This is a genomic window from Kocuria sp. KKT182, assembly GCF_055635395.1.
Genome location: NZ_CM145757.1, coordinates 1,529,582 through 1,543,008, shown reverse-complemented (window position 1 = coordinate 1,543,008; position 13,427 = coordinate 1,529,582). Strand labels below are relative to the sequence as shown.

The following is a 13,427-nucleotide window of genomic DNA, read 5'->3' as shown; positions in this document are numbered from 1 at the left end:
GCGGGCAGCCGCGGGTGTAGGTTGTCGCCCATGCCCCTGGAAGAGGCCCTGCTGCGCGCCCGGGTCCGTCGACTCACCCGACGGCACGGGATCCGCTCCCCCCACGGTCGCCGGCCGGGACAGCGGCGGAGCACCGATCCGCGGGAGGTGACCGCGGCGCGCACGGCGCAGCTGATCATCGGTGCGTTCGCGACCGCCCTGGCCGTCGGCACCGTCCTGCTGATGCTCCCGGTCGCGAGGTCGGGCCTCGGCGGGGCGTCGTTCATGGAGGCGTTCTTCACCGCGACCTCGGCGATCTGCGTGACCGGGCTGGTCGTGGTGGACACGCCGACCTACTGGACGCCGTTCGGGCAGGCGGTGATCCTGGCCCTGATCCAGATCGGCGGGTTCGGGGTGATGTCCTTCGCCACCGTGCTGGGGATCCTCCTGGCCCGCCGGCTGGGCCTGACGGCCCGGATCATGAGCTCGACCGAGACGAAGAACCCCGGCTACGGGGACATGCGCCGGGTGCTGCTGCGCATCCTCGCCACCACGCTGCTGATCGAGACGGTCGTGGCCGCGGCGCTCGCCCTGCGCTTCTTCGCCGGCTACGGGTACGGACCGGGGCAGGCGGTGTGGCACGGCGTGTTCCACGCGGTCTCGGCGTTCAACAACGCCGGCTTCGCCCTGTACACCCTGTCGATCATGGACTTCGCCGCCGACCCCTGGGTCAACCTGCCGATCGTCGTCGCCGTGGTCCTGGGCGGGCTGGGGTTCCCGGTGCTCTACCAGCTGCGCCGGGAGTGGCGCCGACCCCGGCGGTGGAGCATGAACACCCGGATCGTGCTGTTCGCCACCGTGGTCCTGCTCGGCGCCGGCACGGTGTTCCTGTGCGCGGTGGAGTGGTCCAATTCCGCCACCCTCGGGCCGATGCGGGCCGACGAGAAGCTGATGGCCGGGTTCTTCCAGTCCACCATCGCCCGCACGGCCGGGTTCAACAGCATCGCCATCTCGGCGATGCACCCGGTGTCCTGGCTGGGGCTGGACCTCCTGATGCTCATCGGCGGCGGCCCCGCCGGGACGGCCGGCGGGCTGAAGGTCACCACCGTCGCCGTCCTCGGCTTCATCGCCTGGACCGAGATCACCGGGGGAACGGCCGTGCACGTCCTCGGCAAGCGCCTGTCCCGGTCGGTGCAGCGCCAGGCGATCACGGTGGTCGTCCTGGCGCTGGGCGCGGTGACCACCGCCACGATGGTGCTGATGCTGCTGCACGAGGACATCGGCCTGGACCGGATCCTGTTCGAGACGATCTCCGCGTTCGCCACCGTGGGCCTGTCCACGGGCATCACCGCGGATCTCTCGCCGGCGGCCCAGGGGGTGCTCATCGCCCTGATGTTCCTGGGCCGGCTGGGGCCCATCACCGTGGCCACCGCCATGGCGGCCCGTCCCCGGAAGGCCCTGTACGAACTGCCCAAGGAACGCCCGCTGATCGGCTGAGTCCACCGCGCCCGCCCGGCACACCACCCCACGGGGCCCTGCGGCCCACCCCGACACCTCCTGGAGGTCCCCACATGTTCCCCTCCGGCCCCGGCACCGACTCGCACCACCACTCCGGCCGCCGCCGGCCACCGGGCACGGTGGCCGTGATCGGCCTCGGCCGCTTCGGCGCCGCCCTGGCCCTCGAGCTGATGCGCAACGGCGCCGAGGTGCTGGGCATCGACGTCGACGAGGACGTCGTCCAGGAGCTCAACGGGCAGCTGACCACCGTGGTGCGCGCCGACGCCACCCAGGAACAGGTGCTGCGCCAGCTCGGCGTCGACGAGTTCGACAAGGTCGTGGTCGGCATCGGCTCCGACGTCCAGGCCAGCATCCTGGTCGCCTCCCGGCTGCTGAAGTTCGCCCACCCCGAGATCTGGGCGAAGGCCATCACCACGCCCCACGCCGAGATCCTCGAGCAGCTCGGGGTCCACCACGTCATCAGCCCCGAGCACGACATGGGCGTGCGCTCCGCCCACCTGATCCAGGGCCGGGTCCTCGACTTCGTGACGATCGACGAGGGATTCGCCCTCATCCGCTGCCCGGCCCCGGAGGCCGTCCAGCAGCGGCCGCTGGACACCCTCAGCATCCGGCGCACCCACGGGGTCTCGATCGTCGCGGTCCGCCGCCTGGGCCAGGGGTGGGAGGCCACCGAGCCCGGCACGGTCCTCTACGAGAACGACCAGATCCTCGTGACGGGACCCACCCGTGCGGTCGAGGCCTTCAGCGACCTCGACTGAGCCGCGCCGGGGTGACACAAAGGGCGCCGGCGCCACGCCCGCGACGGCGGGCCCCGGCCCCGAGTGGTCTAATGGCGGTGTGACCCCTGCTACGTCCGGGCCCGGCGCCCCGTACCCCACGCGACTGTTCTGGGACCCCGCCCTGCTCGAGTACAACTTCGGGGACCACCACCCCATGCACCCGTCCCGGCTCGAGGCCACCTACCGGCTGGTCCAGGAGTTCGGCCTGGACCGCCGGGACAACGTCACGGTGGAGGCGCCCGAGGTGGCCCCGGACGAGGTGCTCAACCTCGTCCACCCGCAGCACTACGTGGACTCGGTCCGGGCCGTCAGCGCCGACCCCACCGTGGAGGTCCCCGAGTGCGGTCTCGGCACCGAGGACACCCCCGGGTACCCGGGGGTGCACGAGGCGAGCGCCCGGCTCGTGGGCGGCACCTACCAGGGCGCCGTGGCCGTTCTCGCGGGGGACGCGGTGCACGCCGTGAACTTCGGGGGCGGGATGCACCACGCCCACGCGGAGAAGGCCAGCGGATTCTGCATCTACAACGACTGCGCCGTGGCGGTCCAGCACCTGCTGGACCAGGGTGTCCGGCGCGTGGCCTACGTGGACGTCGACGGCCACCACGGCGACGGCACCCAGTCGATCTTCTACGACGACCCCCGCGTGCTCACCGTCTCGCTGCACGAGACGGGCCTGACGCTGTTCCCGGGCACGGGCTTCGCCAACGAGACCGGCCGCGGGGAGGCCGAGGGGCACTCCGTGAACGTGGCGATGCCCACGGCCTCCGACGACTCCATGTGGCTGCGCGCGTTCGACGCCGTGGTCCCGCCCCTGCTGCGCCAGTTCCGGCCCGAGGTGATCGTGAGCCAGCACGGCTGCGACTCGCACTTCGCCGACGAGCTCACCCACCTGCGCGTCAGCGTCGACGCGCAGCGGCAGACCGCCGTGGCCCTGGCAGGGCTGGCCCACGAGCTGTGCGAGGGCCGGTGGATCGCCACGGGCGGGGGCGGGTACAACTGCTACGACGTGGTGCCCCGCTCCTGGACGCACCTGGTGGGAGTCGCCGCCGGCCACCCGATCGACGTGGGCACCGCGGTGCCGCAGCCGTGGCGCGACTACGTGCAAGAGCGCTACGGCGCCGACGCGCCGCGGGTCATGGGCGACGAGGTGGACCTGTGGTGGCGCTCCTGGGAGGTGGGCTTCGACCCCAACGACGAGACGGACCGCACGATCATGGCCACCCGCAAGGAGGTCTTCCCCCAGTGGGGGCTGGACCCGTGGTTCGACTGAGCCCGCCGCCCGCGGGCTCCGGCAGCGGCGGGGGCAGCCACGGGGGCGGCACGGACGTGCCGGTGCCGGGAGCCGCACGGCAACCCGTTTACAGTGATCGGATGGGCAACAACGACGTGTTCGCGGTGATCGCCGACAAGACCCGGCGGGGGATCCTCGCCGCGCTCAAGGACGGCGAACGACCCGTGGGCGACCTCGTGGCAGAGCTGGGGGTCTCCCAGCCGACCGTCTCGAAGCATCTGAAGATCCTGCGCGAGGCCGGTATGGTGTCCATGGAGGCACAGGGGCAACGACGTCTCTACGCCGTGCAGCCGGAGCCGCTGGCCGAGGTCACCGCGTGGGTCCACGAGGTCGTGGGCGGTGCGGCGCACCAGCCGGCCGCCCCGGGGGACGCCGCGGACAGCGGCACTGCCGGGGCCGGCGTCGCCGGACCCGACGTGGTCGTGACCGCGGGGGCCGATGGGACCGGGACGGCTCCGGAGGCGACGCCCGGGACGGACGTGCTGGACGCCGCGGCGGTGGTCGTTCCGGAGCCGGCCGTCGTCCCCAGCCCTGAGCCGGCGGTCGAGACCGGCCCGGAGCCGGCCGTCGGCGGCACCCCCGCGCGCCCGGGCAGGGGCGCGGGGGCTCGTGCGGTGGACATCCTGTCCAGCCTCTCCGGCCTGCGCCGCCGCACCAGGAACCCGCGGCGGTGACCGGCCGGGCCCAATCGATCCGAACGAGGAGCACCATGCACGAGGACCTGTACCCGATCCGCCAGGCCGTACTCGCCCGCAACCCCGGAGAGGTGGAGTTCCACCAGGCCGTGGACGAGGTCTTCGACTCCCTGGGCCCCGTGGTCGCACGCCACCCCGAGCTGCTCGACGCCGCCGTGCTCGAGCGGATCTGCGAGCCGGAGCGGCAGATCATCTTCCGCGTGCCGTGGACCGACGACGAGGGCCGCGTGCACATCAACCGCGGCTTCCGCGTGGAGTTCAACTCCGCGCTCGGGCCCTACAAGGGCGGGCTGCGCTTCCACCCCTCCGTGTACCTGGGCATCGTGAAGTTCCTGGGCTTCGAGCAGATCTTCAAGAACGCCCTCACGGGCATGCCGATCGGCGGGGGCAAGGGCGGGTCGGACTTCGACCCGAGCGGGCGCTCCGACGGCGAGATCATGCGCTTCTGCCAGTCCTTCATGACCGAGCTCTACCGCCACATCGGCGAGTACACGGACGTCCCCGCCGGTGACATCGGGGTGGGCGGACGCGAGATCGGCTACCTGTTCGGCCAGTACAAGCGGATCACCAACCGCTACGAGTCCAGCGTGCTCACCGGCAAGGGCCTCAGCTGGGGCGGTTCCCTGGTGCGCACCGAGGCCACCGGCTTCGGCACCGTGATGTTCGCCGAGGAGATGCTGCAGACCCGCGGGCAGTCCTTCGACGGTCAGACCGTGCTGGTCTCCGGCTCGGGCAACGTGGCGACCTTCGCGATCCACCGGGCGCAGCAGCTCGGGGCCACCGTGGTCACCGCCTCGGACTCCAGCGGCTACGTGGTGGACCCGGACGGCATCGAGCTGGACCTGCTCCGCGAGGTCAAGGAGGTGGAGCGCGGCCGGATCTCCGAGTACGCCGAGCGCCGCGGCGGACGCGCCCGGTTCATCGCCAAGGGCTCCGTCTGGGACGTCCCCGGCACCGTGGCCCTGCCGTGCGCCACCCAGAACGAGCTGGACGGCTCCCACGCCAAGAAGCTGCTCGGCCACGGCGTGCTCGCCGTGGCGGAGGGCGCGAACATGCCCACCACGGGCGAGGCCACCCGCCTGTTCCAGGAGGCGGACGTGCTCTTCGGCCCGGGCAAGGCGGCCAACGCCGGGGGCGTGGCCACGTCCGCGCTCGAGATGCAGCAGAACGCCTCCCGCGACTCGTGGACCTTCGAGTACACGGAGGAGCGGCTCGGCCAGATCATGAAGTCGATCCACGACACCTGCGCCGAGACCGCCGAGGACTACGGCATGCCCGGCAACTACGTGGCCGGCGCGAACATCGCCGGGTTCATGAAGGTCGCCGGCGCCATGATGGCGCAGGGCCTCATCTGACCCGTGCCGGGTCCGGTCCACCGGGCCCGGCAGGGGTTCCCCGTCCGCACTTCCGACACGTCCGGACCCGCGTTCGTCCCACGGAGGGCCGCGGTGGTCCTACCCTGGAGACTATGGCAACGCATCGGCAGGTCCTGCAGTGGCTGGAGAACGAGCTGTTCGACGGCCACCTCGTGCTGGGCCAACAACTGCCCTCGGACCGCGACCTCGCGGCCATCCACCGCGTGTCCCGCAACACCATGCGGGAGGCGCTCAAGACCCTGGAGGCCCAGGGCATCGTGCGGCTGTTCGACGGGCCGCGCAAGTCGATCCTGCCCATGCTGGTGCGGGAGCCCGCCGCGTCCGCGGGGCCAGCGCTGCAGCTGCACATGGCCACCTCGGACTACCCCCTGCGGGACATCGTCCAGACCCGGGTGCTGCTCGAGACGTGGGCCCTGGAGCGCTCGGACCCGGAGCACCCGGCGATGGCCGAGCTGCGGGCGCTGCTCGAGCAGATGGCCCGGGACGACCTGTCGCTCAAGGAGTTCCACCACCTCGAGGTGAGCTTCCACATCGCCCTGTGCAAGACCGCCGGCAACTCGGTGGTCTCCGCCCTGATGTCCTCCCTGCGGGACTCGATCTACGAGTACACGATGGCCCTGGTGGGCCACGTGCCCCTGTGGAGCACCACCGCGGACCGGCTGCGCGCGGAGCACCACGCCATCTACTCCGCCGTGGCGGCCGGTGACCGCCGGCTGGCGTCCCGGCTGGTGGCGGAGCACATCGAGTACCAGTACCGCGAGGCCGGCGTGGACCCGGACCAGGAGCAGCGCACCCCCGGTCCGGCCCCGGACGCGCCCGCCGAGCTCAACCCGCCCGGCGCCGCGGCGCAGCCGGACACCGGCGCGCACGAGCTCGCGGACGCCTTCGAGGAGGAGCCCGGGGACGGGCCCGCACCGGTGTCCCGCAGCGCCTGAGCCGGCCGCGGCCGGACCGAGTACAGCAATCTCCCCACAAGACGGTAGGGTGTCAGTGAACGTTTGCCCGGCCGTCACCGTCCGCAGGCCGGCACCCCTGGTTCCCGCCTGTCGCGCGGAGTCCCCGGGGGCACACCACCGAGACATGAAGATGCGAGGGATCCTATGGGTTCAGTGATCAAGAAGCGCCGCAAGCGGATGTCCAAGAAGAAGCACCGCAAGCTGCTCCGCAAGACCCGTCACCAGCGCCGCAACAAGAAGTGACCCTGCGCTGAGCGCCACCGGGGGCCGCCGTCCGATCCAGGACGGCGGCCCCCGGTGCGTTCCCGGGCCCGTCCGCACCGCGCGGCGGGCCCGTAGCATGGGCTCCATGACTCCTCCTCCGCCGCCCGCCGTGACCCTCCTCACCCGCCCGGGGTGCCACCTCTGCGAGGCCGCCCGGGAGTCCGTGGACCGGGTCGCCTCCGCGCTGGGGCTGGAGTGGGAGGACGTCGACGTCGACACCGACCCCGAGCTGGCCCGCCGGCACGCCGAGGAGATCCCCGTGGTCCTCGTGGACGGCGTCCCGCGCGACTTCTGGCAGATCGACGAGCGCCGCCTCGCCCGGCTGCTGCGCGAGCGCCTGGCCGGCTGAACCGCCCCCCGTTTTGGGGCCGGTGCGCCCGGTCTGGGACCATGGGGGCATGCCCTCCTCGACCGTCCACCTGCTGCGCCACGGCCAGGTCCTCAACCCGGACCGCATCGTCTACGGGAGGATGCCCAGCTACGGCCTCACCGAGCTCGGTGCGCGGATGGCGGAGGCCGCCGCCGCGGAGCTCGCCCGCCGTGTGAACACCGGCTCGCGCATCGTCCACCTCGTCTCCTCGCCGCTGCAGCGCGCCCGGGAGACGGCCGCGCCCGTGGCCCGGGAGCTGCACCTGCCGGTGCACCCGGACGAGCGGATCATCGAGGCGCACAACCACTTCGAGGGCCTGCACGTGGACCTCCCCGAGCTGCTGAGGCCCCGGCACTGGCCGCACCTGCGCAACCCGCTGCGGCCCTCCTGGGGCGAGCCCTACCGGCACCAGGTCGCGCGCATGGCGGAGGCGGTGCTGGACGCCGGGCGCGCCGCCGTGGAGCGCGGCGGGGACGGCGCCGAGGCCGTGCTCGTGTCCCACCAGCTGCCGATCTGGCTCACCCGGCTCTCCGCCGAGGGGCGCCCCCTGCCGCACGACCCGCGGCGGCGGCAGTGCAACCTCGCCTCCATCACCTCGCTGGTCTTCGACGACCTCGACTCCGGGCGCCCGCCCCGGGTCGTCTACAGCGAGCCCGCCGCCGACCTCTACCCAGGGGTCAACCAGCTTCCCGGTTCATAATGGCCGGGCGCCGCCGACCTCCCCGTCCCGTCCAGAGCACCAGGTGATCCGTCCGTGACCTCCCGCCCCTCGCCCGCCCCCCGTCCGTCCCGCCGCCGCGTGCTCTCGCTCGCGGGCCTCGGCGTCCTCGGACTCGCCCTCGCCGGGTGCACGGAGGAGGACTCCCTCGCCCAGCAGGCGAACTCGGGGGACCAGAAGGGCTACATCGCCGGGGACGGCACGGTCTCCGAGTACCCGGCCGCCGAGCGCGGGGAGCCGGTGCAGTTCGCCGGCACGCTGTTCGACGGCACGCCCCTCGCCGCCGAGGACCTGCGCGGGCGGCCCGCGCTGCTGAACTTCTGGTACGCGGGCTGCGCCCCGTGCCGCGTGGAGGCCCCCGACCTCCGCGAGCTCGCCGAGCGGTTCGAGGGGCAGGCCGCCTTCTACGGTGTGAACCTGCGCGACGAACGGGCCACCGCCGAGGCGTTCGAGCGCACCTTCGAGATCCCGTACCCCTCCGTCGCGGACAAGGACGGGGGCGTGCTCATGGCGCTGAGCGCGTACGTGCCGCCGCAGGCCGTGCCGACCACGCTCGTGCTCGACGCCCAGGGGCGGGTGGCCGCCCGCATCCTCGGCATCGCGGACCGCTCCGTGCTCGAGACCCTCCTCGAGGACACGGTGGCCGAAGCGGCATGACGGCTGGCAACCCCTTCGCCGAGATCGTCCTCGACGGCTCCCTCCTCGTCGCGCTGCCCGTGGCGCTGCTCGCCGGCCTCGTCTCCTTCGCCTCCCCGTGCGTGCTGCCCCTCGTGCCCGGCTACCTCGGCTACGTCACCGGCCTGACCGGCGCGGACCTGCAGGAGCAGCGGCGCGGCCGCGTGCTCGCGGGGATCACGCTGTTCGTCCTCGGCTTCTCCGCCGTGTTCCTGCTGATGTCCGTGCTGCTGGCCCAGCTGGGCGCCTACGCCTGGTTCCTGGGCCAGAACTGGATCACCGTGGTCCTCGGCGGGCTCGTGGTGCTCATGGGCGTCGTGTTCCTCGGCGGGGTGTCCTTCTTCCAGCGGGACCGCAAGATCGAGCACCGCCCACCGCCCGGGCTCTGGGGCGCCCCGCTGCTCGGCGTGACCTTCGGCCTCGGCTGGGCCCCCTGCATCGGCCCCACCTTCGCGGCCGTGCAGGCGCTCGTCTACGTGGACGGCGCCTCGACCGGCAAGGCGGCCGTCCTCACGGTCGCCTACTGCCTGGGCCTGGGCGTGCCGTTCCTGCTGCTCGCCCTCGCCCTGCGCCGGGGCATGGGCGCCATGGGCTTCTTCCGCCGGCACCGCCTCGGCATCCAGCGCGCCGGCGGCGGCCTGCTCGTGCTCGTCGGCCTGCTCATGATGACGGGCGCGTGGACCGCGTTCGTCTCCTGGGTGCAGGCCGAGCTCGTCACCGACTGGGTGATGCCGATCTGAGCACCTCCGACCCGCGAGCCCGCACCGACAGCAGAAAGGCCGCCATGAGCACCGCAGCGCCCCCGTCGTCGTCGGGCCCCGCGTCCCCGGACCCGTCCGGACAGCGCACCCCGGACGTCGAGCTCCCCGCCCTGGGGCCCCTCGGCATGGCCCGGTGGGCCTGGACGCAGCTGACCAAGATGAACACCGCCCTGTTCCTGCTGCTGCTCCTGGCGGTCGCCGCGGTGCCGGGATCGATCTTCCCGCAGCGGATCCAGGACCCGGCGGCGGTCCAGGACTACATCGACAACAACCCCGTCCTGGGGGAGTGGCTGGACCGGGTGCAGCTGTTCGACGTCTTCTCGTCGGCGTGGTTCTCCGCGATCTACATCCTGCTGTTCGTCTCCCTCGTGGGGTGCGTCCTGCCGCGCGCGGCCAAGCACTGGCGGGCGTGGCGGGCTGAGCCCCCGCGCACCCCGCGCCGGCTCGAGCGGCTGCCGGAGCACCGCTCCCTGGCCCTGGGCGGCCGTGACGGGGCCGGGGCGCCGGCCCCGGACGACGTCGTGGCCGACGCCGCCCGGCTGCTGAAGAAGCGCGGCTACCGGGTGGCGGTCCGGGACGCCGGCACGGCCGCCCCGTCGGTGGCCGCCGAGCGCGGCATGTGGAAGGAGGTCGGCAACATCGTCTTCCACCTGGCCCTGCTGGGCGTGCTGGTGTCCGTGGCCGTCGGCTCCCTCTTCGGCTACAAGGGCCAGCGGGTGGTCGTGGAGGGCGAGTCCTTCGTCAACACCCTCATCGGCTACGACTCCTTCACCCCCGGCCCCAACTACGACGCCGACTGGCTCGACCCCTTCTCGGTGCGGCTGGACCGCTTCGAGGCCGTGTTCAACCGGGACACCACGAACCCGCGCAGCTACGGGGCGCCGCTCGACTTCACCGCGGAGGTCACCGTGCAGGACGAGCCCGGCGCCGAGCCGCGGCAGGAGGTCCTGAAGGTGAACCAGCCGCTCAACGTGAACGGCGTGAAGAGCTACCTCGTGGGCAACGGCTACGCCCCGGTGGTGCGGGTGACCGACGGCAACGGGGACGTCGCCTTCGAGGGGCCGGTCGTGACCATCCCCTCCGACGGCGTCTACACGTCCTCGCTCGTGCTCAAGATCCCGGACGCCCGTCCCGACCAGCTCGGCCTCGTGGGGCTGCTGCTGCCCACCGCCGTGGGCGGCGAGGGCGAGATGCCCCGCTCCGTGGACCCCGGCCTCGCCAACCCCCGGCTGATCCTCTCCGCGTACCACGGGGACCTCGGCCTGGACAGCGGCGAACCGCAGAACGTGTACGTGCTCGACGTCGAGCCGCTCACCGAGCTCAACGCCATGACCAACGAGAACGGCGCCATCACGCTCGACGCCGCGAACCCCGTGCACGAGCTGCCCGACGGCAAGGGCACCGTGGAGTTCCTGGACGTCAAGCGCTACGTGGGTCTGGACGTCCACTACGACCCCGGCAAGACGGGCGCCTTCGTCTCCTTCGTCGCGGCCTTCGCCGGCCTGCTCATGTCCCTGTTCATCGCCCGCCGCCGCGTCTGGGTGCGCGCGGCGGAGGGCGTCGACGCGGACGGACGGCCCTGCACGGTGCTGGAGTACGGGCTGCTGGCCCGCGGCGAGGACCCCCGGCTCGCCGCGGAGGCCGAGCGGCTGGACCGGCTCTGGACCGAGCAGTGGCAGGACGCCGGCGTGCGGGACAACGACACCACGACCACGTCCGGGACGGCGACCACGCCGACGCCGGCACCAGCGACAGCAACAGCGACCGCGGCGACGGCCGGGAGCACCGGGCACGCCGCCGGCCGGCCGGACGGCCGGACGGACTCCGTGCCGGACGCCCGGCCGGACCACGAGTGAGAGGATGGGCGGCATGACCGTCAACGAGACACTGGGCGCCTGGAGCGAGCTCTTCATGCTCCTGGCGGCCATGACCTACCTGGTCGCCTTCGTGGCCTTCGCGTGGGACGTGGCGTCCCACTCCAAGACCCTGCGCGGGGCCGAGGGCAGCGGCGAGCGCGAGCTCGTGGGCGCCGCCGCGGGAGCCTCCGCGGCGACCTCGGGGGACGCCGCCGAGCCCGCGGACTCCCGGGCCGGCCACGGCGCGGGCCACCGCGGGCGCGGCTACCGCACGAGCGCGCGCTCCGCCCTGTCCGGCCACGTGGCGGACGAGGAGATGCGCTACACCGGCGAGCGCCGGCCCGCCGCCCGCGTGGCCGTGGCCGTCATGGTCCTGGGCTTCGCCGTGCACGCCGCCGCCGTGCTCAGCCGGGCCTTCGCGGCCGGGCGGGTGCCGTGGGGCAACATGTACGAGTTCTGCACCACGGGCGCCCTGGTCGTCGCGGGCGTGTTCCTGCTGGCCCTGCTGGCCCGGGACCTGCGCTTCGTGGGCTCCCTGGTCTCCGGGCTCGTGGTGATCATGCTCTGCGCGGCCACCATCGGCTTCCCCACCCCGGTGGGACCGCTGCAGCCCGCCCTGCAGTCCTGGTGGCTGGTGATCCACGTGTCCATCGCCGTGGCCGCCTCCGGGATCTTCACCATCACGTTCGCCATGGCCGTCCTGCAGCTGCTGCAGGCCCGGCGGGAGCAGATCATCCTGTCCGGCGAGCGGCCCGGCGCGGGGTTCCTGGCGATGGTCCCGTCCTCCCAGGCGCTCGAGAACCTGTCCTTCCGGCTCAACGCGGTCGGGTTCGCGTTCTGGACCTTCACCCTCGCCGCCGGCGCCATCTGGGCGGAGCAGGCCTGGGGCCGCTACTGGGGCTGGGACACCAAGGAGGTCTGGACCTTCGTGATCTGGGTGGTCTACGCCGCCTACATGCACGCCCGCGCCACCCGGGGCTGGACCGGCAACCGGTCGGCCTGGCTGTCGATCGTCGGCTACCTCTGCGTGATCTTCAACTTCACCGTGGTCAACACCGTCTTCCCCGGCCTGCACTCCTACTCCGGGGTCTGACCCGGCCGCCCCGCCGGGCGACGACACCGGAACGGCCCGCACCGGCAGGTGCGGGCCGTTCGTCGTGGTCGGGGCGGTCGTGGCCGGGGCGTCCGGCCCGGTCGGGTCCGCGGCGGGGCGGCTCCGGCGCGTGGTCCCGCTCTGAGCGGTCCTGCCGTGGGGCCCTGCCGGGTGGTCCTGCCGTGCGGTCCTGCCGGGCGGATCAGCCGCGCGGGGGCCGGCTGCCGGGGGAGCCGTCCGTCGGCCCGTCGCTGCGGCCGGCGGACGAGCCGCCGGAGGGCCCGTCGTCGGGGCGCTCGCCGGGAGCCCCGTCCGGCCCGGTGCCGCCGGACGCTCCCGGTCCGCCGTTGCGTCGCAGCTCCTCCTCCCACTGCCGGAGCTTCTCGGCCTTCTCCTGCTGCCGGCGGCGCTCCTCGAGGTTGCGCAGGAACTGGGGGTCGTCGTCGGGCCCCCTGCCGCGCGCGGGACGCGAGGACTCCGCGGTGCCCTTGGGCCGCCCGAGGAACAGCCACAGGAGGGCGCCGAGGAGGGGGAGGAGGAGGATCACCGCGATCCAGCCTCCCTTGCGGAGACCGCGCATGTCGGTGCTGTCGGTCCGGGCGCACTCGATGAGGGAGTAGACGATCACGCCCACCGCCAAAGCGGCCGCGCCGATGATGAGGATGGCTCTGCCCATGCCGACAATCGTAGGGGAGTTGCCTGGACGCCAGCTCAGCGCTCCGGAGGCCCTGTCCGCCGCTCCGCCGGCCCGGGGAACCTGTCAGGAGCTCCGGCTAGACTGGGCGCGTGAATTTCCTGAAGTACTCCCTGCTCCGGTTCGCGCTGCTCGTGCTGGCCTTCCTGCTCAGCATGTGGCTGGGCGTGGGGCTGGTCCTGTCCGGGGTCGCCGCGGTGGTCATCTCCTTCGCGGTCTCCTACCTGTTCTTCCCGCGCCTGCACAGCGCCGCGGGGGAGGAGTTCCACCGGTGGTTCGCGCGGGCGCCGAAGCCCCGCAACCGGGTGGCGCTCGAGGACCAGGAGGTCGAGGACGCCTACGTGGACCGGCGGCTGCGCGAGGACGGCCGCGAGGTCTGAGCCGCCCGCCGTCGCCTCCTCA

The 13,427-nt window shown here is 73.1% G+C and carries 15 protein-coding genes; 14 read left to right on the top strand and 1 reads right to left on the bottom strand.

Annotated features, from left to right (window positions below):
* Positions 1-30 precede the first annotated feature (30 nt).
* The 13 genes from ACZ2G1_RS07105 (at position 31) to ccsB (ending at position 12,331) form a co-directional block, all read left to right on the top strand.
* The gene (locus ACZ2G1_RS07105) at positions 31-1,476 is read left to right on the top strand and encodes a TrkH family potassium uptake protein (protein WP_470377612.1); all 1,446 of its coding nucleotides are present in this window, start codon (positions 31-33) and stop codon (positions 1,474-1,476) included.
* A gap of 74 nt (positions 1,477-1,550) precedes the next feature.
* Positions 1,551-2,255: a potassium channel family protein gene (locus tag ACZ2G1_RS07100; protein WP_470377611.1), complete on the top strand. Its 705-nt coding sequence runs from the start codon at positions 1,551-1,553 to the stop codon at positions 2,253-2,255.
* Between the two features lie 79 nt (positions 2,256-2,334).
* The gene (locus tag ACZ2G1_RS07095) at positions 2,335-3,546 is read left to right on the top strand and encodes an acetoin utilization protein AcuC (RefSeq protein ID WP_035925024.1); all 1,212 of its coding nucleotides are present in this window, start codon (positions 2,335-2,337) and stop codon (positions 3,544-3,546) included.
* 101 nt (positions 3,547-3,647) lie between these two features.
* The gene (locus ACZ2G1_RS07090) at positions 3,648-4,241 is read left to right on the top strand and encodes an ArsR/SmtB family transcription factor (RefSeq protein WP_470377610.1); all 594 of its coding nucleotides are present in this window, start codon (positions 3,648-3,650) and stop codon (positions 4,239-4,241) included.
* 35 nt (positions 4,242-4,276) lie between these two features.
* Positions 4,277-5,617 carry an NADP-specific glutamate dehydrogenase gene (gene gdhA / locus ACZ2G1_RS07085; RefSeq protein ID WP_017832485.1) on the top strand — a complete coding sequence of 447 codons (1,341 nt, stop codon included), beginning with the start codon at positions 4,277-4,279 and terminating at the stop codon, positions 5,615-5,617.
* A gap of 113 nt (positions 5,618-5,730) precedes the next feature.
* Positions 5,731-6,573: a FadR/GntR family transcriptional regulator gene (locus ACZ2G1_RS07080; protein WP_017832484.1), complete on the top strand. Its 843-nt coding sequence runs from the start codon at positions 5,731-5,733 to the stop codon at positions 6,571-6,573.
* Between the two features lie 165 nt (positions 6,574-6,738).
* Positions 6,739-6,837, top strand: a complete 99-nt coding sequence (locus tag ACZ2G1_RS07075; RefSeq protein WP_005504750.1) for a 30S ribosomal protein bS22 — start codon at positions 6,739-6,741, stop codon at positions 6,835-6,837.
* Between the two features lie 106 nt (positions 6,838-6,943).
* Positions 6,944-7,207, top strand: coding sequence for a glutaredoxin family protein (locus ACZ2G1_RS07070; RefSeq protein ID WP_031282502.1), 264 nt, complete (start codon positions 6,944-6,946; stop codon positions 7,205-7,207).
* 49 nt (positions 7,208-7,256) lie between these two features.
* Positions 7,257-7,928: a histidine phosphatase family protein gene (locus ACZ2G1_RS07065; protein ID WP_095651134.1), complete on the top strand. Its 672-nt coding sequence runs from the start codon at positions 7,257-7,259 to the stop codon at positions 7,926-7,928.
* A 54-nt stretch (positions 7,929-7,982) separates the two neighbouring features.
* Entirely contained in the window at positions 7,983-8,603 is a 621-nt protein-coding gene (locus ACZ2G1_RS07060) for a TlpA family protein disulfide reductase (RefSeq protein ID WP_035925018.1), read from the top strand.
* On the top strand, positions 8,600-9,361 hold the full coding sequence (locus ACZ2G1_RS07055) for a cytochrome c biogenesis CcdA family protein (RefSeq protein ID WP_017832479.1): 762 nt from the start codon (positions 8,600-8,602) through the stop codon (positions 9,359-9,361). Before ACZ2G1_RS07060 ends, ACZ2G1_RS07055 begins: the two co-directional genes overlap by 4 nt.
* Before the next feature lie 44 nt (positions 9,362-9,405).
* Entirely contained in the window at positions 9,406-11,238 is a 1,833-nt protein-coding gene (gene resB / locus ACZ2G1_RS07050) for a cytochrome c biogenesis protein ResB (RefSeq protein ID WP_336649864.1), read from the top strand.
* Positions 11,239-11,251: 13 nt separating this feature from the next.
* On the top strand, positions 11,252-12,331 hold the full coding sequence (ccsB, locus tag ACZ2G1_RS07045; protein WP_035925013.1) for a c-type cytochrome biogenesis protein CcsB: 1,080 nt from the start codon (positions 11,252-11,254) through the stop codon (positions 12,329-12,331).
* Positions 12,332-12,533: 202 nt separating this feature from the next.
* Here ccsB and ACZ2G1_RS07040 read toward each other — a convergent pair whose 3' ends face one another.
* Positions 12,534-13,007, bottom strand: coding sequence for a PLDc N-terminal domain-containing protein (locus ACZ2G1_RS07040; protein ID WP_017832476.1), 474 nt, complete (start codon positions 13,005-13,007; stop codon positions 12,534-12,536).
* A gap of 110 nt (positions 13,008-13,117) precedes the next feature.
* On the opposite strand from ACZ2G1_RS07040, the gene ACZ2G1_RS07035 reads away from it, so the two are divergent.
* Positions 13,118-13,405: a DUF4229 domain-containing protein gene (locus ACZ2G1_RS07035; protein WP_017832475.1), complete on the top strand. Its 288-nt coding sequence runs from the start codon at positions 13,118-13,120 to the stop codon at positions 13,403-13,405.
* Positions 13,406-13,427 lie beyond the last annotated feature (22 nt).

Coding starts and splice junctions, on each gene's coding strand:
- ACZ2G1_RS07105 (WP_470377612.1), top strand. CDS start 31: ATGCCCCTGGAAGAGGCCCTGCTGCGCGCCCGGGTCCGTCGACTCACC.
- ACZ2G1_RS07100 (WP_470377611.1), top strand. CDS start 1,551: ATGTTCCCCTCCGGCCCCGGCACCGACTCGCACCACCACTCCGGCCGC.
- ACZ2G1_RS07090 (WP_470377610.1), top strand. CDS start 3,648: ATGGGCAACAACGACGTGTTCGCGGTGATCGCCGACAAGACCCGGCGG.
- gdhA (WP_017832485.1), top strand. CDS start 4,277: ATGCACGAGGACCTGTACCCGATCCGCCAGGCCGTACTCGCCCGCAAC.
- ACZ2G1_RS07080 (WP_017832484.1), top strand. CDS start 5,731: ATGGCAACGCATCGGCAGGTCCTGCAGTGGCTGGAGAACGAGCTGTTC.
- ACZ2G1_RS07075 (WP_005504750.1), top strand. CDS start 6,739: ATGGGTTCAGTGATCAAGAAGCGCCGCAAGCGGATGTCCAAGAAGAAG.
- ACZ2G1_RS07070 (WP_031282502.1), top strand. CDS start 6,944: ATGACTCCTCCTCCGCCGCCCGCCGTGACCCTCCTCACCCGCCCGGGG.
- ACZ2G1_RS07065 (WP_095651134.1), top strand. CDS start 7,257: ATGCCCTCCTCGACCGTCCACCTGCTGCGCCACGGCCAGGTCCTCAAC.
- ACZ2G1_RS07055 (WP_017832479.1), top strand. CDS start 8,600: ATGACGGCTGGCAACCCCTTCGCCGAGATCGTCCTCGACGGCTCCCTC.
- resB (WP_336649864.1), top strand. CDS start 9,406: ATGAGCACCGCAGCGCCCCCGTCGTCGTCGGGCCCCGCGTCCCCGGAC.
- ccsB (WP_035925013.1), top strand. CDS start 11,252: ATGACCGTCAACGAGACACTGGGCGCCTGGAGCGAGCTCTTCATGCTC.
- ACZ2G1_RS07040 (WP_017832476.1), bottom strand. CDS start 13,007: ATGGGCAGAGCCATCCTCATCATCGGCGCGGCCGCTTTGGCGGTGGGC.